We start from the raw sequence: 23,025 nt of genomic DNA on the forward strand, positions 1-23,025 counted from the left end.
GAACGAAGCCACGGCCTCGCAGCGCGGCGCGTGTCGCAACCGGAATTTGTGCCGAAGATGCGGAGCGAGCGCGGCGCATGCCTCGTTCGTGCGCTTCGTCGCCGCCGGGGACGGCGGCGACCACCTCGAACACCTGCCGGGAGGGCGCGGCTACCGCCGCGCCGCGAATACCTCTGACGCCTCGCCGCACGGCGCGGCCGTAGCCGCGCCCTCCAGTGAGAACCGCGAGTGCGTTATTTGCCCCAGCCCGCGAAGTGCGCGCCGAAGCCCATGCGCAGCGCCCAGTCGGCGATCGTCTTCGAGACCGGCGACGTGCCGCTCGAGCCGCCGTGGCCGGCGTTGGCTTCGATGTGGATCAGGATCGGACCGCTGCCCGCCGCCGCACCGGCCTGCGCCGCCGCGGTGTATTTGTAGGAATGCGCGGGATAGACGCGGTCGTCGTGGTCGCCGGTCGTGACGAGCACGGCGGGATATTTCGCGCCGACCTTCACGGTGTGCAGCGGCGAGTAGGCGCGCAGATAGGCGAAGCCTTCCGCGGTATCTGAGTTGCCGTAGTCGCTCGCCCACGCGGCACCGACGGTGAATTTGTGGTAGCGCAACATGTCCATCACGCCGACCGCCGGCACGGCGGCCGCGCAGAGGTCGGGGCGTTGGTTCACGACCGCGCCGAGCAGCAGGCCGCCATTGGAGCGACCGTCGAGCACGAGCTTCGCGTGCGAGGTGTAGCCGTTGGCGCAGAGCCAGTCGGCCGCGGCGATGAAGTCGTCGAACACGTTTTGCTTCCGCTCCTTCGTGCCCGCCTTGTGCCACGCTTCGCCGTATTCGCCGCCGCCGCGCATGTTCGCGACCGCGTAGACGCCGCCGCGCTCGATCCAAACGAGCGGCGGAACCGCGAACGACGGCTTGAGCGAGATGTTGAAACCGCCGTAGCCGTAGAGCCAGCCGGGCGCGGAACCGTCGAGTTTGAGGCCCTTTTTGTGGACGAGGAAGAGCGGGATCTTCGTGCCGTCCTTCGACGGATAAAACACCTGCTTCACCTCGTAGGCCGAGAGATCGAAGCCGACTTTCGTCTCCGCGAAGGTCTCGGTCCGGCCGCTGGCGAGGTCGTGGCGCAGCACGGTGCCGGGCGCGAGGAACGACGCGAAGCCGACGAACAGCTCAGGGTCCTTGAACTTGCCGGAGACGCTCGTGACCGAGCCAAGGCCCGGCAGCGCGATTTCGCCCGCGGATTTGCCGTCGAGTTCGTAGAGCGCGATGCGGTTCGCGGCGTCGTGCATGTAGGTCGCCACGATCTTGCCCGCGGAGATGCGGACGCCTTCCAGCGTGTCCGTCGATTCCGGCACGATCGTCTTCGCCGCCGCGAGGCCGGCGTCGAGATCGACCGCGATCACCTTGCCGCGCGGCGCGTCGGCGTTGGTGGAGAAATACAGCGTGCGGCCCACGTTGCCGATGAAGCCGTAACTCGAGGCGAATTCGTCCACGAGCTTCACCACCGCGCCGCCGAGCTGCGGCGCGTGCCCGTCCACGAGGTCGATGTAGTAAACCGAGTTGCCGAGCTTGCCGGGCTGCGTGACGCCGATGACGAGATAGCGGCCGTCCGACGAGACCTGTCCGCCGAAGCCCCACTCGGGGTGCTCGGGAAGCGCGAAGATCAACGGGTCATCGCTCTGCGCCGTGCCCACGCGATGGTAGTGCAGCTTGCGGTTCTCGATCTTGGAAAAAACCTTCGCGTTGCCGCCGGGAGGTTCCGGCAGGCGCGTGTAGAAGAAGCCCTGCGCGTCGTGCGACCAGCTCATGCCGGAGAACTTCACCCATTTGATCTGATCGGGCGCGTCCTGACCGGTCGCGATGTCGCGCAGATAAAATTCGTTCCAATCCGAACCGGCGCGCGCGAGGCCGTAGCCGAGCCATTTGCCGTCCGGCGAAGGCGACGTGACGGTCACCGCGACGGTGCCGTCGGCCGCCAGCGTGTTCGGATCGATCAGCACGCGCGGCGTGCCGTGGAGTCCCTCCTGCACGTAGAGCGGCGACTGGTTTTGCAGGCCGTCGTTGCGGGTGAAGAAATACCACTTGCCCTCCTTGAACGGGACGCCGGCGCGCGGGAAGTTCCACAGCTCGGTCAGGCGGCGGCGCACCTGCTCGACCTCGGGCATCTGCGCGAGCTGCGCGTCGGTGTAGTCGTTTTGCGCCTTCACCCACGCCTTCGTGTCGGCGGAGTCGATGTCCTCGAGCCAGCGATACGGGTCGGCGACCTTGGTGCCGTGATAGTCGTCGATGTGCTCGACGGTCTGGCTGACAGGATAATTCGCGGCGAGGGCCAGCGCGGGCACCAGCGCCGCCAACGGGGTAAGAGCGGTGAATCGCATCCGGCGGAGAAAAACGGAAAGCCGCGCGCTCGCAAGCCCGCGCCCGGGAAATGCGACGAACGCGTTTCACCGGGACGAACGGCGGGATTTTCTCCCCGGAACCGACATTGCGCGGAACCAACGGTTCCCCGCCGCGCACTGAGAGGCATGCCCGTCACGCCCGGCCATGTCCGCGACCGCCGCTTCGATTCGTTGCGGGGATTGCTGGTCGTGCTGATGGCGACAAATCACATCGCCTCGGACCTGCGCGGCGCGACGGACCAGGCGCTCGGCTTCGTGAGTTCGGCCGAGGGCTTCGTGTTCATGTCCGGACTCGTCGCCGGCTGGGTGTATGCGCGCCGCCTGCTCGAGCGCGGCTTCGCCGCGGCGTGCGCGGCCAGCGCGCGGCGCGCCGGCACGGTCTACCGCACGCATCTGCTGACCTACTTCGTCGCGCTCGTGTGGACGCTTCTCTACACGCTCTACACGCATGCCGTCTCGCCGCATCTGCCGCCGTGGTTCGTCACCGAGCCGCTCAACTCCGTCTGGCTCGGCCTCACCCTGCTCTATCAACCCGGACTGCTCGGCATCCTGCCGATGTATTGCGTGCTCCTGCTCGCGCTGCCTTGGGTGTTGCGCGCGTCGCTGCGCGGGAGCGGGTTCGTCGTGCTCGCCCTGAGCTTTCTTATCTGGGCGGTGACTCAATCCGCCTCGGGCGGCATCTGGGCCTGGGGTGGACGCATCGATCTCGGGGCGTTGCATCCGCTCGCGTGGCAATTCCTTTTCGTCGCCGGCGCCGTCCTCGGCGCGCACAAGGCGATGGGCGTGCGCCTGCTCGAGCCGCGCGCCTGGCCGCTCGCGCTGGCGTTCGCGGCGGCCGTGGCGCTGTGGCTCGTGCGGCACGGCATCGTGCCGGCTCCGTTGCCCGTCGACCAACTCGCCGTGCTGACCAACAAGACCACGCTCGGCGCGCTGCGGCTGGCCGACTTCGCGCTCGTCGCCTACCTCGTCGCGAGCGCCGCCACCGTTTTTCCGGGGGCGTTTACCTGGCGTCCGCTCGCCCTCGTCGGCGAATTCGCCCTGCCGGCCTTTGCCGCGCAATGCCTCGTGGCGCTCGCGCTCACCACCTATCCGGAACTCTTCGCGACGACCGCGCTCGGCCGCGCCATCGGCACGGCGGCGATGCTCGGCGCGGTGTTCGGCGTCGCCGCCTTCCAGCACTGGCAGCGCACGCGCCGCATCGAGGCGGCCATCGCGCGGCTGCTCCGCGCCCCCGCGCCGAAGCCGCCGCCGCGCAACATGGCGCATGTCGCGCCGCGCTGATTGCCGCGGTTGCAGGCTGGAAGCCGACGCTACTTCGTGCTTCGCTGCGCCCGTGATCCCACTTTCGCCCGCCGAGCGCCTCGCGCGCCAGATGCAGTTCATCATCGAAGCCGACAAGTTGAAGGAGGTCTTCCGCCAGACCCTCAACACCCAGAGCCGTCGCGCCGAGAACAGCGCCGAGCACTCATGGCATTTCGCGCTCATGGTCATGACGCTCGCCGAGCACTCGAACCACCAGCCGCTCGACGTCCTGCGCGTGCTCAAGATGACGCTCATCCACGACCTCGTGGAAATCGACGCCGGCGACACCTACGCCTACGACACGAAGCACATGGCCGACCAGCACGAGCGCGAAGCCCGCGCCGCCGAGCGCATCTTCGGCCTGCTCCCGCCGGACCAAGCGGCCGACTTCCGTGCGCTGTGGGACGAGTTCGAAGCGCGCACGACACCCGAGGCGAAATTCGCCGCGGCCTGCGACCGCTTCCATCCCATGCTGCTCAACTGCCTCACCGGCGGCGAGCGCTGGCGCCACCACGGCGTGACCTACGACAAGGTCGTCGCCCGCAACCAGCACGCGCGCGAAGGCTCAACCGCGCTCTGGGCCTACGCGCAACAGATACTCGACGCCGCCGTCGCGACCGGCGCCCTGGCCAAGACTCCCGCCCCGTGAGCGAATCGGCGGAGCTCCACTCGAACCCGGCAAATTTCCGTTCGCGCCTCCCGTGCGACCTCCGGCCCGCCCGGGATTGAGTCCGTTCCCGCGCCCCGTCTAGTCTTGCCGCGATGACTTCCACGCAACTCGCACCCGCCATCCTCATTCCGTTCGTCGTCTGGCGCATCTACGTGCGCGCGCGTCGCAACATCGGACGCCAGCCGCTCCGCCCCGCGGGCCTCGCCGTTCGGCTCGCGATCTATACCGGCATCGTCGGACTCGTGACCATCTTCGCCGCACCTTTTCTTACGTCGCTCGAAGCCGAGGTCGGCGGCCTGATCGTGGGCGTCGCGCTGGCCGTTCTCGGCCTGCGCCTCACGCGCTGGGAAATGACATCAGCGGGCAACTTCTACACACCGAACGCCCTGCTCGGCATCGGACTCACGCTCCTGTTCGTCGGACGCCTCGTCTATCGCTTCACGGTCCTGCTCGCGAATCCGCCGGAAATTGGCGCGCCCCCCCCGCCGCTTTTCCAAAGCCCGCTCACGCTGCTGATCTTCGGCGTCACCGCCGGCTACTACCTCGCCTACACCGCCGGCGTGCTGGTGCGCGGCCGCCGCGGCGCCTGACTTACCAGCTCCCCGTCGCGCCGAGCGAACACAGCACGCGCGTGTAGGCCCGGCCTGGCGTATTAGGCAACAACCCCTCGCCCGCTTCGCGTGCGATCGCGGCGTCGAGCACGACGTGTTTGCTCCAGCGATACTCCGCCGCGCACGTCGTCGTGAGGATCTGGTCGTGCCACGCCTTCGTGCCGGGATACGCATCGCGGTGGTTGTCGGCGTCGGCGAACTTCTGCGCTGCGCGCAACGCCCACACCTGGTCGAACGCGTGTTTCCAACCGAGCTCCCACGTCGAGTCCTCGTAGACGCCACGCCCGCTCGACGCCGGCCACAGCCGATGCAGCCCGCTCAGCGACACCGTGTCCGCCGCGTCTGGCGTCCACGCGATCGCCGCCTCCACGTAAGGCGGCACGCGACTCCGCCCGAGCGCCGCCGGCTGCGCCGCGGTGAAGCGCCGGAAATCCGGCCCCGCGCGCAAATCGATTTTCCACTGCGGCGACAACCTGCCTTCAACGCCCGCCAGCACGCGCACGAGATCGTTCGTCGAGTTGAGCGCCACCGTCGGCGGCCGGTCCTTCTGCTCCTGCCGGCCGGCCCTCGCGCCGATCACCCACGCCAAACCCGGCCGCAGCTCCCGCGCGAATTCCGCCCCGGCCGAGTATTCGGCGCGGTCGACATACGACGCGCACCCGCTCGCGAAACCCGTGTGGAAATCCTGCGCGAGCCCCGCCGCCATCGCGCGCCACCACCCGCCGGTCTGCTTCACGGTCAGCCGCGCGGAACCCTTGAAGATCGATTGCGACCGGCGCGCGCGCACCGGCTCGCCGCCGATCGCCGGACCGCCGCCCACGACGTTGTAGAGCGGCGCGAGGTGCGCGCCGTTCGTCCACAACTCGCTCACCGCGACATCCCACGTCGCCGCACCGCGCGCGCCGGCCAGCGCCGCGCGCACCCGATGGTCGTCGTGATTTTCTGTTGCCAGCCCGTCGAAGCGAAACACCTCGGCGCGGTAGCCGAGTTCCAACTTCCCCGCGTCGCCCGCGCGACCGATCCACGCCACACCCGCCGCCGTGCTCGTCACCCACGCGCCTTCGCGCGCAGGCGCCGACGTGGTCGCCCCCGCGAGCAGCGGGCCGCCATCCTGGAGAAACACGTTGGAATCGTAGATCACGCGTGCCGCCGCCTCCGCGACGAACTTCGCCGGCGCATCGGCCGCGTTCAGCGCTGCCGGCGCGGCGCCCAGAATTCCCACGAGAAACAAAGCACGCTTGTCCATGCTCCCAGCCTAGCGCGCGCGACGCAGCGGCACGGGGCGGAGTTTGGCAAATGTGCGCACTATCTTGCCGATGACACAGAAGCGACCATGACACAGTTGCGCGCGCGCACGCTTGGGTTTGGCCAAGAACTGCACAGGAGGCGCCACACACCCGCGCTACGCTGGAAAATGTGGATACCCTGACCTCACTTCTCACCCAGGATTCGGTAGCGCGGACAGTGATGTTGCTCGCGGCGGCGGGCGCAGTCGGCACGGCCCTGGGAAAACTGAAAGTGCGCGGCGTCGGCCTCGGAGTGGCCGGCGTGCTTTTTGCGGGATTGCTGCTCGGGCACCTGAAGCTCGCGCCGAACCATGAGGTGCTGGATTTCGTCCGCGAGTTCGGCCTGATCCTCTTCGTCTATACGCTCGGTCTGCAGATCGGCCCCGGCTTCTTTTCCTCGCTGAAGGAGCGCGGCCTCGCGCTCAACGGCTTCGCCGCGTGCATCGTGCTCGGCGGCTCGCTCATCGCCGCGACGCTGATCTTCACGCACACCGTGCCCCTCGCCGCCGGCGTCGGCCTGCTCTCCGGTGCGACGACCAACACGCCCTCGCTCGCGGCTGCCGGCGAGGCGTTCAAGCAGATGGCCGCGCCGCCCGACACCACCGCCATCCAAGGTCTCGCCTATGCGGTCGCGTATCCGTTCGGCATCCTCGGCATCATCATCGCCATGGTGCTCGTGCGAAAAGTGTTTCGCGTCGACGTCGCCAAGGAAGTCCGCGAGGCCGAGGCCGCCATCCGCCCCAACGTCCCGCCGCCGACCGGCCGCAGCCTCGAGGTGCGCAACGCGAATCTCGTCGGCCGCCGCATCGAAGCCATCCCGAGCCTGCGCGGCTCTCGCGTCGTCGTCTCCCGTTTCTCCCGCGGCGGCGTGGTGGACGTCGCGCGCCCGGAAACCGAACTCGCACTCGGCGACGTGTTGCACGTCGTCGGCCCCGAGGAGGAAGTCGACGCGCTCCGCGTCGTCATCGGCGCCGAGGCCGGCGTGGATCTGAAATCGGTGCCAGGACACGTCGCGAACCGCCGCCTGCTCGTCACGAAGGTGGCCGTCCTCGGCAAACCCATCGGCGACCTCGACGTGCTGACCCAGCACAGCGTGGTCATCACGCGTGTCACCCGCAACGCGCTGGTTTTTTCCGCCAGCCCCGGTTTCAAGCTCCAGTTCGGCGACATTCTGATGGCGGTCGGCGAAGAGCGCGGGCTCGACGCCGTCGCGGTGGCCGTCGGCAATTCCACCAAGGCACTCGAACACCCGCACCCCATCCCCTTCTTCCTCGGCATCGTGCTCGGCGTGGTCGTGGGTTCGATTCCTCTCGTCATCCCCGGGCTCCCAGCAGCCGTGAAACTCGGCCTCGCCGGCGGCCCGCTGCTCGTCGCCATCTTCCTGTCGCGTCTCGCCAACACCGGCTCGCTCGTCTGGCACCTGCCGCCCAGCGCCAACTTCATGCTGCGCGAGATGGGCATCACCCTGTTCCTCGCGGCGGTCGGCATGAAATCCGGCGAGCGTTTCGTGAGCGTATTGCTCGGCGGCAACGGTCTCACCTGGCTCGCGTGGGGCGCAGCCGTGACCATCGTGCCGCTGCTGATCGTGGCCTTCGTGGCACGCGCATGGAAGAAAGTGAACTACACCGAACTGTGCGGCTTGCTCGCCGGCTCGATGACGGACCCGCCGGCGCTCGCCTTCTCGCAGCAATCCACCGGCAGCGATGCTCCGGCAGTCGCCTACGCGACCGTCTATCCGCTCGTGATGCTGCTGCGCGTTTTCACCGCGCAACTGCTCGTGTTCATCCTCTGGCGCGTGGCGAACGGCGGTTGAAGCCAGGCGCCTGTGTGGGGCCGTTGAGGGCAACGGCCCCTACCCGACCACTGCGGCGAGCATCGCCTCAGCTGAGGTCGCGGAACGATCCGAACTCCGGATCGAAGAGCCGGCGATACGTGCGCACGATCATGCCGTCGGTGAGTCCGGCGAGGTAGTCGCAGATGCGGCGCGCCTTGCCGTCGAGCGTCTTCTCGGCGTCGATCAGGCGGCTGACGTTGCCGGGCAGGATCGTGATCACGCGTTCGCTGCGCTGCGCGTAGTTTTCCCAAATGGCGTTGAACAGCGCATTGAGGATGACGCGCGCCTTGTGCTCGAGCTGCTCGAGTTGCGGGCTCTCGAAGATCACGTCGTTCGCCATTTTCTTGAAGAACATCGATTCCTCGACCGCCGCCGCGTCGACGACGAGCTCGAACGCATAGCGGTTGGTCTTCGCGGCCATGAAATTGTCGCGCTCCTTCAGGCGGCACGCCTGGATGAACGCGCCGATCTTCTGCGAGAACACGTTCTCCAGCCGGTCCGCGCGGACCGCGTCGAAGAGCGAGTCCATGTGGCGCTGCTTCGCGGCGTCGATCTCCTCGCCGGCCGCCCAGCGCTCGACGCGCTCGATGGTGAGGAAGCCCGCGCGCACGCCGTCGACGATGTCGTTGAGCGAATACGCGGCGTCGTCGGCCCAGTCCATGATCTGGCACTCGACGCTTTTGAACTCGTTCAGCGCGTTGCCGCGCATGAGCGAGCCCGGGATGCGGTTGCCCTCGAAGACCCATTCGCGGATCGGCTCCTGCGGATCGTAGATGAAGTGGTTGATCGGCGGCGTCGCGAACTCCGTGTAGAGCTTCTTGTATTTCAGGATGCCGTCGAGGAGCGCGCGGGTCGGCTGCATGCCCTTCACGCCGGTCTCGTTCTGGTAAATCGTCTCGCAGAGGAGGTGCAGCGTCTGCGCGTTGCCCTCGAAGCCGCCGCGGCGCTTCATCAACTCCTGCAACGTCCGCTCGCCTGAGTGCCCGAACGGCGGATGGCCCATGTCGTGCGCGAGACAGCTCGCCTCGACCAAGTCGGAGTCGATGAAAAAGTCGTCTTTCAGCGGCGCGCCGCGACTGAGCAGAAAGTGGCAGATCGAGCGTCCGATCTGCGCGACCTCCATCGAGTGCGTGAGGCGCGTGCGGTAGAAATCGTATTCGCCGCTGAGAAAAACCTGCGTCTTCGACTGCAGTTTCCGAAAGGCGTGCGCGTGGATGATGCGGTCGCGGTCGATCTGGAACGGGCTGCGATAGTCGGGCTTCCGGCCCCCGCCCCATTCCTGCACGTCGAAGGCGTTGTAGAACTTGTTTTGCGGCATCCGCGCTTTCGTCCCGCAAAGGCCCGCCGGTCGCAACGAGAAAACAGGGCGTGGCTCCGGGCCGGGCAGCCGAGGCCGAAGTTCTCCACCGTAGAATGGCTTCGACTCGTCCGCCCGCCTGCGCAGAGTGCCCCGCCATGCCACGTCTGACTTTGCCCCGCTTGCTGGTCGTCGCCGGCGTGCTCGCATTCGTCGCGAGCCTCCCGGTTCTTCGCGCCGCCGAGGCGCCGCCCGCCAAGTCGCTCATCCGCGCGACCGATCTGCTGAAGCTCAAACAACTGGAGTCGCCCGCCCTCTCCCCTGACGGCAAGTGGATCGTCTACGTCGTCCGCTCGATCGAGCCCAAGCCGGACGCGAAGGACGACTGGGTTTACCACACCAATCTCTGGCTCGTCGCCGCCGACGGCTCCGGCGCCCCGCGCCAGCTCACTCACGGCAGCAGTGCCGCCGCGCCCGCCTGGAGCCCGCAAGGCGACCGCATCGCGTTCGTGCGCACGGTCGACGGCAAGCCGCAGATCCACCTGCTGCCCTTTGCCGGCGGCGAAGCAGCACCGCTCACCAAGATCGACACCGGCGCGGTCGCCCCGAAGTGGTCGCCCGACGGCTCGCGCATTCTGTTCACCTCGAATTTGGACTACGCCCAAGTCCGCGCCGCGCTGGAAAAAGCCGGCCAACCCGCCCAACCGAAATGGCCGGTCGAACGCCCCGGACGCAGCGCCAACGACACCCAGAACTACGCCGCCGCCAAGAAGGGTCCCGCCGCGAAATCAGCACCCGAGACGAAATCATCCGCCGCCACCCAATCTGAAACGGACCTGTCCGCCGTAGCCCTCGCGAAGGCGGACGGCACGCTCCAGGAGCGTCGCGAATGGCTCGCCCGCAACGAGGCCGACGGCAACCCGCGCGCGCTCGCCCGCCTGAATTTCCAGAGCGAGTCCGACATCAATCCCGACTTCTCGTTCACGCACCTCTTCGTGCAGGACGCCCGCGAAGGCGCCGAAGCACACGACCTCACGCCGGGCTACACCGGCTACGTCGGCGCCGAGTGGATGCCCGACGGCAAGTCCATCGTCTGCACGTCGCAAACCGATCCCGACGAAAATCCCGACCGCTCGTTCACCGCCAGCCTCTACCTCGTCGACGCTGCGGGTGGCGGCGTGCGCGATTTTCTGAAGGTCGCCGACCACTCCGTCCTCAACCCGCAACCTTCACCCGACGGCCAATGGGTCGCGTTCACGATCAATCGCGGCCGCCTGTTCGGCTACGAGCAAGCCGCCGTCGGCGTCGTGCGCGCCACCGGCGGCGCGCATCGCGTGCTCACGGCCAAGCTCGACCGCAGCGCCGGCAACCTCAAGTGGGCGCCCGACAGCAAGAGTATCTACTTCATCGCGGCGGACCGCGGCGGATTTCCACTCTACAACGTCGCCCTCGACCGCACCGAGGCGAAGACCGTCACCGCATCGCCGACCTTCGGCGTGCGCGACTACGATGTCGGCGCGCACGGCTGCGTTCAGGTTCTCACCACGCCCGAAAATCCGTCCGAACTCTACCGCGACACCAACGCGAAGCTCGGCTACCACGCCCTCACGACCCACAACGCCGCGTGGCTCGCCGAGCGCCAGCTTTCCGCGGTCACGGAGCACACGCTCGCCAACGACAAAGGCCAGACCGTGCAGTATTGGACGCTCGCGCCCACCGCGCTCGAATCCGGCAAGAAATACCCGCTCCTCCTCGAAATCCACGGCGGCCCCTCCGCGATGTGGGGCCCGGGCGAGGACAGCATGTGGCTCGAATTCCAGTTCTTCGCCGCGCGCGGTTACGCCGTGGTGTTCGCCAATCCGCGCGGCTCCGGCGGCTACGGCCGGGATTTTCAGGCGTCGAACTACCGCGACTGGGGCAAAGGGCCGGCGAGCGACGTCCTCGCCGCCGCCGCCGAGGCGGCGAAGCAGCCGTTCGTCGATCCCGCGCGGCAAGTCGTTACTGGCGGTTCCTACGGGGGCTATCTGACCGCGTGGATCATCGGTCACGACCAACGCTTCAAGGCCGCCGTCGCGCAGCGGGGCGTCTACGACCTCCTCACTTTTTTCGGCGAAGGCAACGCCTGGCGCCTCGTCCCGCTCGCGTGGGGCGGTTATCCGTGGGAGCCGGGCCTGCGCGAAATTCTCACCGAGCAATCGCCGCTCACCTACGTCGCGAACATCAAGACGCCGCTGCTCATCCAACACGGCGACAACGATCGCCGCACCGGCTTCGTGCAAAGCGAGATGCTTCTCCGCAGCCTCAAGCAGCTCGGCCGCGACGTGGAATCGGTGCGCTACCCGCGCGCCACGCACGAGATGAGCCGCAGTGGCGAACCGAAGCAGCGGCTCGATAGCCTTGTGCGTTACGAAGAATTTTTCCGCCGCTACATCGGCGAGAATTGACCCGCCGCGCGCCTGAGCGGCGGCCCTACTCCCCGGCACTCCCGGTCGCGCTCCGCCGATCGGCACCGGCCACCATTGCGACGAACTCCGGCTCGCTCACGCGGCCGTCGCGGTTGAGGTCGAACGACGCGTAGACACGGTCCCACTTCATCGGCACTCCGTGTTCGATAACTTGCAGCTCCTGTTCGAATGCAGGATCGATGGCCGCCAGCCACGCCAGCTCGTCAGCGGAAATATAGCCGTCAGCATTGTCGTCGGCCGCCAAAAACGCCCGATGCAGCTGCGCGAAGAAATCCGTGCGCGCATTCTCCGTCGCGGCCAGCGCGGCCGGTGTCGGGAGCACGGGCGGCAACGGCAGCGGACGCGCCCGCCGGGCGCCCACAGCCACCCCCACCGCCACCAGCGCCGCCGCGACCGCCAGACGCCGCGGCCACTTGCGCAGCCGCGCCCCCCACCGATACGCACGCGACGGACGTCCCACCTCGCCGCTCGGCGTGCTCTGGCGAAAATCGTGGATCAGCTTCGGATCAGACACCCGCGCGAACACGACGGCAAATTCCTCGGCCGAGACACCCGGCAGCAGAAACCGCAGGCGCTCGTAACAGTAACCGGCATCGCACGCGAAGCGGGGAAACGCCAGGAACGTATGCGGGATGTCGTGCAGCACGAGCGTTTCGACCAGATGGTGAAACCGCTCGGCCAGCACCGCCGGCTGCTGCCGCGCGTCGCCCGTGCCGACGATACCGCCCGGCGCGTCGGCCCCAATCCGCACGCGGCTCGCCGAGGCCGACGCGAGATCGCGCACCGGCACCAGGGCGTGCTCCACCACGATGCGCCCCTCCGCCAGGATCGCCGGCAACCGCTCGCACAAATCCGGGTCCTTCACGACGCGCGGCGCGTCTGGCGCAGTCAGATCCTTTTCCATCCCTGCCGAGCAGTGCGCATGCACGTGCTCGCGCCAGTTCTCGCGCGTGAAACCGGTGTCCAATCCCAGCTCGGTGAGCAGCCGCACCAAAAACGTGGTTCCGGCGCGTCCGGTCCCCGTGATGATGATCTTGTGCGGCAGCCCACCCATGCGAAAGGAGACGCACTGGCCATGCCGGAGTTACGCCCGTCCACATCGGGAAACCCCCGCTTCGTCCCTGTCGGACCGCGCCTGGCGAATTCCTCGCCCGATTTTCGTCATCGCGCCGTAAAACCGCGGGCGCTGACTTGCGCGCGATGTTCGCGCGCGCTATCAGCCTCGCCATGCCCCACACGCTCTTCCCCACGGCCTTCGGCACCTGCGGCGTCGCCTGGAACGAGCACGGATTGACCGGATTTCAGTTGCCCGAAGCCGACGTCGAGGAAACCGAGCGGCATCTCGCCCAAAAGGCCCACAGCAAGGCGGCCGACGAACCGCGCCCCGAGTGGCTGCGCCGTCTGATCGAGCGCGTGCAGGCGCACCTCGAGGGCAAACTCCAGGACTTCGCCGATGCGCCGATCGACTGGTCGCGCGTGAGCGATTTCCAACAGGCCGTCTACCTCCACGCGCTGGCGATCAAACCCGGATACAAGAGAAGCTACGGCGAGATCGCCAAGGCCATGGGACTCGGCAACGAAGCCGCGCGTGCCGTCGGCGTCGCCCTCGCCACGAATCCCTGGCCGCTCGTCGTGCCCTGCCACCGCGTCGTGTCGGCGAGCGACAAGATGACGGGCTTCTCCGCGCCCGGCGGCGTGCGCACCAAGACCCGCCTGCTCGCGCTCGAAGGCGCGGAGCTGATTTCCGAATGAGCCGCCGCCACCGGCTGCAATTCGACCCAGCGGAGGCCGTCGAGCACTTGCGCGCGGCGGACGCGCCGCTCGCCGACGTGATCGGACGCGTCGGCCCGTTCGCCCTCGAACTGCTGCCCGCCGCGAATCTGTTCGAGGCGCTGCTCCGCTCGATCGTCTACCAGCAGCTGCATGCCAAGGCCGCGGCGACGATCCACCAGCGCGTGCTGCAGCTTCTCGAAGATCATGGCGGTCCCACCGCCGCCGCTCTCGCGCACGCCACCGACGAGCAGCTGCGCACCGCCGGACTCTCCCGCGCCAAACTCGCCGCCGCCCGCGACCTCGCCGCCAAATGCCTCGACGGCACCGTGCCCGCGTGGGCCGAAATACCCAAGTTGAGCGACGAGCAACTGATCGAACGCCTGACCACCGTGCGCGGCATCGGACCGTGGACCGTGCACATGCTGCTGATTTTCCACCTCGGACGACCCGACGTGATGCCGACCGGCGACTTCGCCATTCGACTCGCCTTTCAAAAACTCTACCGCAAGCGACGCGACCCGAAACCCGACACGATCCTGAAACACGCGCGCCGCTGGCAGCCGTATCGCAGCGTCGCGAGCTGGTATCTGTGGCGCTCGCTCGAATTGCCGATCGATACCGCGGACGAGATTTAAGGCCGCGAGCCCCCACGATAAGACCGGCTTGGAACCCGCCGCGATGGTCGCTTCGGGGTTGTTTCGCTGGGAGCGCCACGTAGCTTCACCCGCAATCTCAACCCACCCCCTGCCATGCCCGCGAAAATGCGCGCCATTGTGAAGCCCACGGCCGGTCCCGGCCTGATCATGACCGAAGCCCCGGTGCCCACGCCCGGCGTCAACGACGTCCTGATCAAGATCAAGAAGACCTCCATTTGCGGCACCGACGTGCACATCAACAAATGGGACAAGTGGGCGTCTCAGACCATCAAGCCGCCGCTGATCATCGGCCACGAATACGTCGGCACCGTCGTCGATGTCGGCGCGGGCGTCGAGGGCTTCACGCTCGGCCAGCTCGTCACCGGCGAAGGCCACATCGTCTGCGGCCACTGTCGCAACTGTCTCGCCGGCCGCCGCCACCTTTGCCCGAACACGAAGGGCGTGGGCGTGAACCGCGACGGCGCGTTCGCCGACTACGTGACGATTCCCCAATCGAACGTCTGGAAGGTGCCCGCCGGGATGGACACGGACGTCGTTTCGTGCTTCGACCCGCTCGGCAACGCCGTGCACACCACGCTCTCCTTCGACCTCGTCGGCGAGGACGTGCTCATCACCGGCGCTGGCCCGATCGGTTGCATGGCCATCGCCGTCGCGCGCGCCGCCGGCGCGCGCAAGATCGTCATCACCGACGTAAACGACGGCCGCCTCGCCCTGGCGCAGAAGCTCAATCCGACTCGCGTCGTCAACGTCGCAAAGGAAAACCTCGCCGACGTCTGGCACAAGGAACTCGGCATGACCGAGGGCTTCGACGTCGGCTTGGAAATGTCCGGCAATCCTGCGGCGCTCCGCCAGATGATCGACAACATGGTCAACGGCGGCCGCATCGCGCTGCTCGGCATCATGCCCGGCGAGGTCGCGATCGATTGGAACAAGGTCGTTTTCAAGATGCTTCACATAAAGGGCATCTACGGCCGCGAAATGTTCGAGACGTGGTATAAGATGACCGCGCTCGTGCAGGGCGGCATGGACATTACGCCCGTCATCACCCACCGCTTCCCGGTCGAAAATTTCCAGGAAGGCTTCGAGCTGATGGGCGCCGGCAAATCCGGCAAGATCGTCCTGAACTGGGAATAAACCCAAAACCATCTGCTTAACCACGAATGGACACGAAGAGACACGAATGACAGACAGCCGACCATCGCCACCTGCGCGCTGGGCCCGGCATTCGTGTCAATTCGTGTCCATTCGTGGTTCAAAACCCTGACCGATGAATTCCGCCTACTACGACCACCTCCGCAAAACCCTCGGCGAGATCGACGCCGCCGGCCTCTACAAGCGCGAGCGCATCATCACCACGCACCAGACCGCCCACATCGCCGTCGCGAGCGGCCAGAAGGTGCTCAACATGTGCGCGAACAACTACCTCGGCCTCGCCGACAGCCCCGAGCTCATCGCCGCCGCGCGCGACTCCCTCGACCGCTGGGGCTACGGCCTCGCCTCGGTCCGCTTCATCTGCGGCACGCAGCAGCTGCACAAGGACCTCGAGGCCGCGATCTCCCGGTTCCTCGGCACCGAGGACACCATTCTCTACTCGTCCTGCTTCGACGCCAACGGCGGCCTCTTCGAAACGCTGCTCGGTGCGGAGGACGCCGTGATCTCCGACGAGTTGAACCACGCCTCGATCATCGACGGCGTCCGCCTCTGCAAGGCGCAACGCTACCGCTACAAGAACAACAACCTCGAAGACCTCGAAACGAAGCTCAAGGAAGCCGACGCCAACAAAGCCCGCTTCAAGCTCATCGCCACCGACGGCGTGTTCTCGATGGACGGCTTCATCGCCAATCTCCAGGGCATCTGCGATCTCGCGGACAAATACGGCGCGCTCGTCATGGTCGACGACTCGCACTCCGTCGGTTTCATGGGCAAGACCGGCCGCGGCACGCACGAACACTGCGGTGTCATGGGCCGCGTCGACGTCTTCACCGGCACGCTCGGCAAGGCCCTCGGCGGCGCCAGCGGCGGCTACACCTCCGGCAAAAAGGAAATCATCGATCTGCTCCGCCAGCGGTCGCGCCCGTATCTCTTCTCCAACACCATCGCGCCGACCATCGCCGCCGCGTCGATCAAGTGCCTTGAAATCCTCGGCCGCTCCACGGCGCTGCGCGACAAACTCGAGGACAACACCCGCTTCTTCCGCGAAGGCCTCGCGAAGGCCGGCCTCACCATCAAACCCGGCACGCACCCGATCGTGCCCGTGATGCTCGGCGACGCCGCGCTCTCGCAGAAATTCGCCGCCAAGATGCTCGAGAAAGGCGTCTACGTGATCGGCTTCTTCTACCCCGTCGTCCCGCAAGGCGCCGCGCGCATCCGCACCCAAGTCTCCGCCGCGCACAGCAAGGACGACCTCGCGTTCGCGATCGAGCAATTCGCCGCCACCAAGCGCGAGCTCGGACTCTGAGCGTTCAGCGTCCGACCAGACCCGAAAAAAACGCGACGAATCCTGCATTCGCCGCGTCAGCGCAATCGCCGCGTGACAGCGCGGCGCCCGTGCGTTTTTCTCGTCGCAAAATTACCCTATGAAATCGCTCGTCCCCCTCACCGCACTCGTCGCCGTCATCGCCTCCGCGCAGCCGGCAACGCCCGCCAAACCGATCACCGCCGTCGACCGCAGCTACATGGACCTCGCTGTCAATCCGGCGAAGGATTTCTACGATTACGCCAACGGCGCGTTCAACAAGGTGGCGATTCCCGGCGAATACTCCGCCTACGGCGTCAACCAGGAGATCGACGAACGGAACTTCGCCATCGTGAAGGAAATTCTCGAAACGTCGGCAAAGACCAGCGGCCCGAAAGGCACCATCGCCCAGCGCGTCGGCGATTTCTACGCCGCCGGCATGGATGAAGCCGCCATCGAAGCCGCCGGCCTCCGTCCCCTCGCCCCCTACTTCGCGCAAATCGACGCGCTCGAAAAACCCACCGACATCGTCCCGCTCCTCGGCAAGTTCTACGTCCAAGGCACCGACTGCGGCTTCCGCTTCGGCGCGACCGTCGACGACAAGGACAGCACCGCGATGATCCCCGCCTTCGCCCAAGGCGGCCTCGGTCTGCCCGAGCGCGAGTTCTATTTCCGCACCGATCCGAAATCGGTCGACATCCGCCAGGCCTACGAAGCGCACATCGCGCGCATGTTCGCCCTCGCCGGTGAGCAACCCGAGCAGGCCAAGGCCGCGGCGCAAACCGTCCTCGCGTTCGAGACGAAACTCGCCGGCGCCTCGCGCAAGCTCGTCGACCTCCGCGACCCCGAGAAAAACTATAACAAATTCAAGCTGACCGAGCTCGACGGCGCCGTCCCCGGCTTCGACTGGAAAGGCTTCTTCGCCGCGGCGCAGTTGCCCGCGAGCGAGCAAGCCGTGCTTGTCGGACAGCCGGAATTTTTCACCGCCTTCGCCGAGCTGACGAAGTCCGAGCCGCTCGCCGCGTGGAAAACCTACCTGCGCTGGTCACTGCTCCACGATTCCGCCAACTACCTCGGCCACGCCTTCGTCGACGAAAGTTTCGCCTTCTACGGTAAAAAACTCACCGGCCGCACCGAACTGCGCCCGCGTTGGAAGCGCGTGCTCGCCGCCGCCGACGGTGCCATCGGCTTCGACCTCGGCCAGCTCTACGTGAAACGCGCCTTCAGCCCGGAGGCCAAAGCCCGCGCGCTCGAGATGGTGAAGTTTCACCTTCAGGCGATGCACAACCGCATCGCCGCCTCGACCTGGATGAGCGAGACGACCAAACAGGCCGCCTACAAAAAAATCGCGACGATGCGCAGCAAGATCGGCTACCCCGACGTCTGGAAGGACTACAGCGCGCTCACGATCACACGCGACTCCTACCTCGCCAACATGATCGCCGCGTCGGCGTTCAACTACCACCGCGACCTGGAAAAGCTCGGCAAGCCCGTCGACCGCAACGATTGGTTCATGACCCCGCAGACGAACAACGCCTACTATTCGCCGCAGCTGAACGAAATGTGTTTCCCCGCCGGCATCCTGCAGCCGCCGTTCTTCGACGAGAAGGCCGACGACGCGGCGAACTACGGCGCGCTCGCCTCCACCATCGGCCACGAGCTCACGCACGGCTTCGACGACGAAGGCCGCCAATACGATCAGGACGGCAACCTCCACGGCTGGTGGAACGACGACGACGTGCAGCGCTTCGAGAAACTCGCCGACAACATCGTCGCCCAATACAACGCCTTCGAGCCCCTCCCCGGCCTGCATATCGAGGGCAAGCAGACGCTCGGCGAAAACATCGCCGACGTCGGCGGCCTGCGCATCTCCTACGAAGCGTTCAAGCTCGCCACCGCAAACAAGCGCCTCGCGCCGATCGACGGCTTCACGCCCGACCAGCGCTTCTTCATCGCCTTCGCCCAAGGCTGGCGCACGAACCAGCGCCCCGAGGACATTCGCACCCGCATCCAGTCCGACGTGCACAGCCCGATCAAGTGGCGCGTGCTCGGCCCGGTGGCGAACTTCCCCGAGTTCTACGACGCCTTCGCCCAGCCGCGTCCGGCGAACCTGTTGCCGGAAGTTTGGTGAGATAAGAGGCTCGCTGAAAGGATTCGCTCGATCGTGGGCGCCGCTGCCAAGCGCGGCGCTTCACTGCCGCGCCACGGACGTCACACCAGCTTCGCACGTCAACGGCGCGGCAGTAGCCGCGCCCTCCAACGACCGTCGCTGACTCACGGCAGCGAGGCATCGAACTCTCGCAGCGCCGTCCAAAACCGCTCACCGGCGACGGCGACGAAATCGTTGTGCTGCGCGCCCTCGATCCAGAGGTGCGACTTCCGACCGGTCGCGGCCGCGTAGAGCTTCTCGCCGTGCGGAAACGCGATCACCTCGTCCGCCGTGCCATGCATCACGAGCACGGGACATTTCACGCGCCCGATCTTGCGGAGGTTCTCAAACTGATCGAACGGCAGCAGCCGCACCCGCGTCATCACCCGATAGACACTCATGAAGGTCGACTGCAGCACGAGCCCCGCGACCGGCTCGCGCGTGGCGAGATCGGTCGCCGGTCCGCCGCCGAGCGAGCGTCCGACGAGGATCACCTGCGAGAGCGGCACCTTCAGTTTATCCTGCAGGTAGCGCGCCGCGACGGCGTTCGCCGCGTAGATTGCCTTCTCGTTCGGCTTGCCGGTGCTGACACCGTAGCCGGGATAGTCGTAGGCGAACACCGCGTAACCGCGCGCGTGCATCTCGCGCAGGAACGGTTCGAGCGAGCCGAGATCCTCCGCGTTGCCGTGAAAGAACCACAGTGTGTGCTTCGCCGCGGGATTCGGCAGATAAACCGCCGCGAGCGAGCCGCCGCCGGGCGTCGGGATGCGAATCACGTTCGCCGGTTCCTTGCGCGAGGCGTAGTCCGGATAATAGAGCATCCCGTCGACGATGCCGGCCGCGAGAGCCGTGAGCGCGACGTAAAGCACGAGTCCCGCGACGATGAGCCAGCACCCAATTCTCCCATAGTCGTGCAGCGCCATGCGATCTGGATTCGCCCCCGAATAGTGGCGCATGACTCTCAGTGTCCGCCCAACGCGTCTCGCACCGCCTCGGCGACGCGGTCGCGTGGCACTTCGCGTTCGGAGCGATCGGTCAAGTCGCGGATTTTCACCACGCCCTTGGCGAGTTCATCGCCGCCATAGATCAGCGCGAGCTTCGCGCCAGACTCGGCGGCGGCCTTGAACTGTTTGCCGAAGGCGACGTCCTTGAGCGGATACTCGACGCGCCAACCGGCCGCACGCAGCGCGCGGATGTCGGCGAACGCCGCCGCGCGTTCCGCTTCGCCGCCGATGACGGCATAGATGTCCGGCGCGTTGACGAAAGTCGGCGCGAGACCGCGCTGCTCGAGCAGCAGGCCGGTCGTGACGTCGCCGATGGCGAAACCGACCGCGGGCAGATCCGCGTAGCCGAGTTTCTTGACGAGATCGTTGTAGCGGCCGCCACCGGCGAGCGCGCGCAGGTCACCTTTACGGTCGAACGCCTCGAACACGAAGCCGGTGTAGTAAGCGAGACCGCGCACGACAGCGAGGTCGACGCTCACGAAGTCGCTCAGGCCCATCGCGGCGAGGCCGCCGAGGACCTTGCGCCAGTCGGCGAGGCGCGTGTTCAGCTTTTCCGATGCGAACGGCGCGAGCGCGACTTCGAGGTCGGCAAGCGTCTTGATCTGAAGAAACGCGAGCACGCGCGTTTTCTTGTCGTCGGCGAGCGCGCCGTGCACCTCGACGTAACCCTTGAAGGCATCGTCGCCCATCTTCTCGTAGCGGTCGATCGCGCCGAGGATGCCGCGCGATTGCGCGTCGTTGAAACCGAGCGCCTCGAGGTAGAAAAACCACAGATCGCGGTCGCTGAGGCGGACGTAGAAATCGTCCTTCGTGAGGCCGAAACCGGTCATGCACTGGATGAGCAGCGCGATGAGTTCGATTTCCGCTTCGGGCCCGGCTTCGCCGAAGATGTCGGCGTTGAATTGGTTGAAGGCGCGGAGGCGGCCCTTTTGCGCGCGCTCGTAGCGATAAAATTCCGCGATGCTAAACCACTTGATCGGCCGCTTCAGCGCGCCGGCCTTGGCGCCAACCAAGCGGCACACCGTCGGTGTCATCTCCGGGCGCAGTGAGACGTCGCGGCCACCCTTGTCCGTGAAGGAGAAGAGCTGGCCCTCGATCTCGTCGCCGGACTTCGTGGTGTAGAGCTCGAGCGGCTCGAGGACGGGCGCGTCGTATTCCTGAAAGCCGTAGCTGGTGGCGGCTTGGCGCCAGACGCGGAAGATGTGCTGACGACGAGAGAAGTCTTCCGGATAAAATTCCCGGAAGCCTGGAAGGGACTGAAAACCGGCCATGAAGCGGTTAAGAGCGAGGACGCAGCGTCACGACGTCAAGACGTCGGCTCGTCATCGTCGCCATCGTCGGCCGAGGCCGGCGCAGGCGGGTTGGCTTTGAGCTGCTCGAGGTTGAGCGCCTTGATCTTTTGCTTCAAAATCTTGCCGCTCTTGAACTTCACGACGGCGCGCTCGGGGATCACGACTTCCGTTTCCGGTTTGTTCGGATTGCGCCCGACGCGGGCTTTGCGCACTTGGACTTCGAGGACGCCGAAGTTGCGCAGCTCGACATTTCGGCCGGCAGCAAGGGCTTCCATAACGATGTCGAGGGTCATCTGGACCGTGTCTTGGATCTGCTTCTGGGGGAAACCAGTCTTCTCGTAGATCTCCAGGACGATTTCGCGTTTGGTGAGGTTGGTCGACATGGCGTGGCGGGGTTGAGGTTTGACGGCACAAATAATTCATGAGCGCGTGCTTGCGTCAACGGCAAACCCGCGTAAGGCCTTAACCCTAATTTCGATGCCCGACGCCAACGCAGTTCGCTCCATGTTCTCCCGCATCGCGGGACGCTATGATGTCGCGAATCACCTGCTGAGCGGCGGCGTGGATTTCTGGTGGCGTCGCGTGCTCGTGCGCCGGGTCCACGACACCGCTCCGCGCGACATCCTCGATCTCGCAACTGGCAGTGGCGACGTGGCTTTCGCGCTCGCGGACGGTTTGCCGCCCGGCGTGCGCATCACGGGCATGGACTTTTGCCAGCCGATGCTCGACGAGGCGGTGAAGAAGCGCGAAGGCAGCTCGCGCTGGCAGCCGATCGATTTTCGCCAAGGCGACGGCATGGCGCTGCCGCTCGGCGACGCGCAATTCGACGCGCTCACGATTTCCTTCGGTCTGCGCAACATGGCCGACCGCCACAAGTCGCTGACGGAGATGCGGCGCGTGCTGCGACCCGGCGGCCGTCTGTTCGTGCTCGAATTCTCGCAACCGTTCGCGTGGTTCCGGCCGGTTTACTACACGTATCTCAAATTCGTGCTGCCTTCCATCGCCGCGGTCGTGACCGGCGATCGAGGCGCCTACGAATATCTCTGCGGCTCGATCGAACAGTTCCCGGATCGCGAGGCGATGAGCGCCGAGATCATGCGCGCGGGTTTCCGCAGCGTGCGCGCGACGCCGCTGACGTTCGGCATTGTTGCGCTGCACGAAGCGCAGGTCTGACGTCGCGGCCGTAACGCTCCGCGGTTCACTCGCGGGTGTAATTCACCGGCGCCGGCTTCTGGCCAAGCTGCATCGCCTTTTGATCCGCCTGCCGCTGGCGATCGTCCTCACTTCGTTCGCCGATCTTGGGACGGGTCGATTCGGAGAAGCGCACGCCACGACAGCCGGTGAAAAGAGCGGACGCCAACGCGCACCAAACCACGAGGCCAACGATGCGTTTCATTAAGCTCCCGCGACTTCGGCCTCAGTTGAAGGACTTCCCGCAACCGCACGTGCTCTGCGCATTGGGATTCTTGATCTCAAATCCCTTGCCTTGCAGCCCGTCGTCGAAATCGACGCTCGAGCCGTTGAGATAAACGAGGCTCGTCGGATCCATCAGAACCGGCACGCCCTCACTCACGAATTCCTGATCTCCGTCCTTCGCCACGTCGAACGACATGCCGTATTGGAAACCGGAGCAGCCGCCGTTTTCGATGAAAACGCGAAGCTTCTTCTGGGCATCGCCGAGGTCGGCGTGCATTTTCCGGACTTGTTGCGCGGCGCGCGGCGTCAGCGTGATCATGCGCGCAACGTAGGAGCGAAGTCCGCGCTGTCAATCGGCGCGCCAGCCGCGAGCGTCGCTCGCGTTGCCTCAAGTAACCCGCACGCGCTTTTTCGCGACCCGCACCGCG

20 protein-coding genes are annotated in these 23,025 nt (G+C 66.4%); 11 read left to right on the top strand and 9 right to left on the bottom strand.

The genetic code is table 11. The features are described 5' to 3' along the window. Positions 1-233: 233 nt before the first annotated feature. Positions 234-2,366: a S9 family peptidase gene (locus KF715_03460; protein ID MBX3735724.1), complete on the bottom strand. Its 2,133-nt coding sequence runs from the start codon at positions 2,364-2,366 to the stop codon at positions 234-236. Positions 2,367-2,513: 147 nt separating this feature from the next. On the opposite strand from KF715_03460, the gene opgC reads away from it, so the two are divergent. From opgC to KF715_03475, 3 genes are all read left to right on the top strand, one after another. Further along, positions 2,514-3,668 (top strand): OpgC domain-containing protein, encoded by a 1,155-nt coding sequence (gene opgC / locus KF715_03465; protein MBX3735725.1) that lies wholly within the window; start codon positions 2,514-2,516, stop codon positions 3,666-3,668. Beyond that, positions 3,652-4,338, top strand: a complete 687-nt coding sequence (locus tag KF715_03470) for an HD domain-containing protein (protein MBX3735726.1) — start codon at positions 3,652-3,654, stop codon at positions 4,336-4,338. Before opgC ends, KF715_03470 begins: the two co-directional genes overlap by 17 nt. Positions 4,339-4,451: 113 nt before the next feature. After that, positions 4,452-4,949 carry a hypothetical protein gene (locus KF715_03475; protein ID MBX3735727.1) on the top strand — a complete coding sequence of 166 codons (498 nt, stop codon included), beginning with the start codon at positions 4,452-4,454 and terminating at the stop codon, positions 4,947-4,949. A 1-nt stretch (position 4,950) separates the two neighbouring features. On the opposite strand, the gene KF715_03480 is transcribed toward KF715_03475, so the two are convergent. Then, positions 4,951-6,216, bottom strand: a complete 1,266-nt coding sequence (locus tag KF715_03480) for a hypothetical protein (GenBank protein ID MBX3735728.1) — start codon at positions 6,214-6,216, stop codon at positions 4,951-4,953. Positions 6,217-6,386: 170 nt separating this feature from the next. Between KF715_03480 and KF715_03485 the strand changes: the two genes are divergently transcribed. Continuing rightward, entirely contained in the window at positions 6,387-8,069 is a 1,683-nt protein-coding gene (locus KF715_03485) for a putative transporter (protein ID MBX3735729.1), read from the top strand. Between the two features lie 67 nt (positions 8,070-8,136). Here KF715_03485 and dgt read toward each other — a convergent pair whose 3' ends face one another. Next, a complete protein-coding gene (dgt, locus tag KF715_03490) occupies positions 8,137-9,408 on the bottom strand; it encodes a dNTP triphosphohydrolase (protein ID MBX3735730.1) in 1,272 nt (423 codons plus the stop codon). Positions 9,409-9,545: 137 nt separating this feature from the next. On the opposite strand from dgt, the gene KF715_03495 reads away from it, so the two are divergent. Continuing rightward, positions 9,546-11,831: a S9 family peptidase gene (locus KF715_03495; GenBank protein MBX3735731.1), complete on the top strand. Its 2,286-nt coding sequence runs from the start codon at positions 9,546-9,548 to the stop codon at positions 11,829-11,831. A 25-nt stretch (positions 11,832-11,856) separates the two neighbouring features. Here KF715_03495 and KF715_03500 read toward each other — a convergent pair whose 3' ends face one another. Continuing rightward, positions 11,857-12,906, bottom strand: a complete 1,050-nt coding sequence (locus KF715_03500; GenBank protein ID MBX3735732.1) for an EF-hand domain-containing protein — start codon at positions 12,904-12,906, stop codon at positions 11,857-11,859. A gap of 173 nt (positions 12,907-13,079) precedes the next feature. On the opposite strand from KF715_03500, the gene KF715_03505 reads away from it, so the two are divergent. The 5 genes from KF715_03505 (at position 13,080) to KF715_03525 (ending at position 18,867) form a co-directional block, all read left to right on the top strand. Next, positions 13,080-13,604 carry a methylated-DNA--[protein]-cysteine S-methyltransferase gene (locus KF715_03505; GenBank protein MBX3735733.1) on the top strand — a complete coding sequence of 175 codons (525 nt, stop codon included), beginning with the start codon at positions 13,080-13,082 and terminating at the stop codon, positions 13,602-13,604. Continuing rightward, positions 13,601-14,260 carry a DNA-3-methyladenine glycosylase 2 family protein gene (locus KF715_03510; GenBank protein ID MBX3735734.1) on the top strand — a complete coding sequence of 220 codons (660 nt, stop codon included), beginning with the start codon at positions 13,601-13,603 and terminating at the stop codon, positions 14,258-14,260. The genes KF715_03505 and KF715_03510 overlap by 4 nt, the downstream gene beginning before the upstream one ends. 114 nt (positions 14,261-14,374) lie before the next feature. Beyond that, on the top strand, positions 14,375-15,415 hold the full coding sequence (tdh, locus tag KF715_03515) for an L-threonine 3-dehydrogenase (GenBank protein ID MBX3735735.1): 1,041 nt from the start codon (positions 14,375-14,377) through the stop codon (positions 15,413-15,415). Positions 15,416-15,548: 133 nt separating this feature from the next. Further along, on the top strand, positions 15,549-16,739 hold the full coding sequence (locus tag KF715_03520; GenBank protein ID MBX3735736.1) for a glycine C-acetyltransferase: 1,191 nt from the start codon (positions 15,549-15,551) through the stop codon (positions 16,737-16,739). A gap of 118 nt (positions 16,740-16,857) precedes the next feature. Then, on the top strand, positions 16,858-18,867 hold the full coding sequence (locus tag KF715_03525) for a M13 family metallopeptidase (protein MBX3735737.1): 2,010 nt from the start codon (positions 16,858-16,860) through the stop codon (positions 18,865-18,867). Positions 18,868-19,010: 143 nt separating this feature from the next. On the opposite strand, the gene KF715_03530 is transcribed toward KF715_03525, so the two are convergent. Genes KF715_03530 through KF715_03540 form a run of 3 tightly spaced genes read right to left on the bottom strand, consistent with a single transcriptional unit; the run spans position 19,011 to position 21,564 of the window. Further along, the gene (locus KF715_03530; GenBank protein MBX3735738.1) at positions 19,011-19,808 is read right to left on the bottom strand and encodes an alpha/beta hydrolase; all 798 of its coding nucleotides are present in this window, start codon (positions 19,806-19,808) and stop codon (positions 19,011-19,013) included. Between the two features lie 38 nt (positions 19,809-19,846). After that, complete coding sequence (gene hisS, locus KF715_03535; protein MBX3735739.1) at positions 19,847-21,160, bottom strand: histidine--tRNA ligase; 1,314 nt, start codon at positions 21,158-21,160, stop codon at positions 19,847-19,849. Positions 21,161-21,195: 35 nt separating this feature from the next. After that, on the bottom strand, positions 21,196-21,564 hold the full coding sequence (locus tag KF715_03540) for an integration host factor subunit beta (GenBank protein ID MBX3735740.1): 369 nt from the start codon (positions 21,562-21,564) through the stop codon (positions 21,196-21,198). 94 nt (positions 21,565-21,658) lie between these two features. On the opposite strand from KF715_03540, the gene ubiE reads away from it, so the two are divergent. After that, complete coding sequence (gene ubiE / locus KF715_03545; GenBank protein ID MBX3735741.1) at positions 21,659-22,354, top strand: bifunctional demethylmenaquinone methyltransferase/2-methoxy-6-polyprenyl-1,4-benzoquinol methylase UbiE; 696 nt, start codon at positions 21,659-21,661, stop codon at positions 22,352-22,354. Between the two features lie 25 nt (positions 22,355-22,379). Here the strand turns inward: ubiE and KF715_03550 are convergent, their stop codons facing one another. Together KF715_03550 and erpA are read right to left on the bottom strand one after the other, a co-directional pair. Next, on the bottom strand, positions 22,380-22,577 hold the full coding sequence (locus KF715_03550) for a hypothetical protein (protein MBX3735742.1): 198 nt from the start codon (positions 22,575-22,577) through the stop codon (positions 22,380-22,382). 21 nt (positions 22,578-22,598) lie between these two features. Next, positions 22,599-22,916, bottom strand: coding sequence for an iron-sulfur cluster insertion protein ErpA (gene erpA / locus KF715_03555; GenBank protein ID MBX3735743.1), 318 nt, complete (start codon positions 22,914-22,916; stop codon positions 22,599-22,601). Positions 22,917-23,025 lie beyond the last annotated feature (109 nt).

The organism is Candidatus Didemnitutus sp. (assembly GCA_019634575.1).
Classification (GTDB): domain Bacteria; phylum Verrucomicrobiota; class Verrucomicrobiia; order Opitutales; family Opitutaceae; genus Didemnitutus.

Excerpts from the sequence above, each read along its gene's own strand:
- KF715_03460 (MBX3735724.1), bottom strand. The coding sequence starts at position 2,366 with ATGCGATTCACCGCTCTTACCCCGTTGGCGGCGCTGGTGCCCGCGCTG.
- opgC (MBX3735725.1), top strand. The coding sequence starts at position 2,514 with ATGCCCGTCACGCCCGGCCATGTCCGCGACCGCCGCTTCGATTCGTTG.
- KF715_03470 (MBX3735726.1), top strand. The coding sequence starts at position 3,652 with ATGTCGCGCCGCGCTGATTGCCGCGGTTGCAGGCTGGAAGCCGACGCT.
- KF715_03475 (MBX3735727.1), top strand. The coding sequence starts at position 4,452 with ATGACTTCCACGCAACTCGCACCCGCCATCCTCATTCCGTTCGTCGTC.
- KF715_03480 (MBX3735728.1), bottom strand. The coding sequence starts at position 6,216 with ATGGACAAGCGTGCTTTGTTTCTCGTGGGAATTCTGGGCGCCGCGCCG.
- dgt (MBX3735730.1), bottom strand. The coding sequence starts at position 9,408 with ATGCCGCAAAACAAGTTCTACAACGCCTTCGACGTGCAGGAATGGGGC.
- KF715_03495 (MBX3735731.1), top strand. The coding sequence starts at position 9,546 with ATGCCACGTCTGACTTTGCCCCGCTTGCTGGTCGTCGCCGGCGTGCTC.
- KF715_03500 (MBX3735732.1), bottom strand. The coding sequence starts at position 12,906 with ATGGGTGGGCTGCCGCACAAGATCATCATCACGGGGACCGGACGCGCC.
- KF715_03505 (MBX3735733.1), top strand. The coding sequence starts at position 13,080 with ATGCCCCACACGCTCTTCCCCACGGCCTTCGGCACCTGCGGCGTCGCC.
- KF715_03510 (MBX3735734.1), top strand. The coding sequence starts at position 13,601 with ATGAGCCGCCGCCACCGGCTGCAATTCGACCCAGCGGAGGCCGTCGAG.
- tdh (MBX3735735.1), top strand. The coding sequence starts at position 14,375 with ATGCCCGCGAAAATGCGCGCCATTGTGAAGCCCACGGCCGGTCCCGGC.
- KF715_03520 (MBX3735736.1), top strand. The coding sequence starts at position 15,549 with ATGAATTCCGCCTACTACGACCACCTCCGCAAAACCCTCGGCGAGATC.
- KF715_03525 (MBX3735737.1), top strand. The coding sequence starts at position 16,858 with ATGAAATCGCTCGTCCCCCTCACCGCACTCGTCGCCGTCATCGCCTCC.
- KF715_03530 (MBX3735738.1), bottom strand. The coding sequence starts at position 19,808 with ATGGCGCTGCACGACTATGGGAGAATTGGGTGCTGGCTCATCGTCGCG.
- hisS (MBX3735739.1), bottom strand. The coding sequence starts at position 21,160 with ATGGCCGGTTTTCAGTCCCTTCCAGGCTTCCGGGAATTTTATCCGGAA.
- KF715_03540 (MBX3735740.1), bottom strand. The coding sequence starts at position 21,564 with ATGTCGACCAACCTCACCAAACGCGAAATCGTCCTGGAGATCTACGAG.
- ubiE (MBX3735741.1), top strand. The coding sequence starts at position 21,659 with ATGCCCGACGCCAACGCAGTTCGCTCCATGTTCTCCCGCATCGCGGGA.
- KF715_03550 (MBX3735742.1), bottom strand. The coding sequence starts at position 22,577 with ATGAAACGCATCGTTGGCCTCGTGGTTTGGTGCGCGTTGGCGTCCGCT.
- erpA (MBX3735743.1), bottom strand. The coding sequence starts at position 22,916 with ATGATCACGCTGACGCCGCGCGCCGCGCAACAAGTCCGGAAAATGCAC.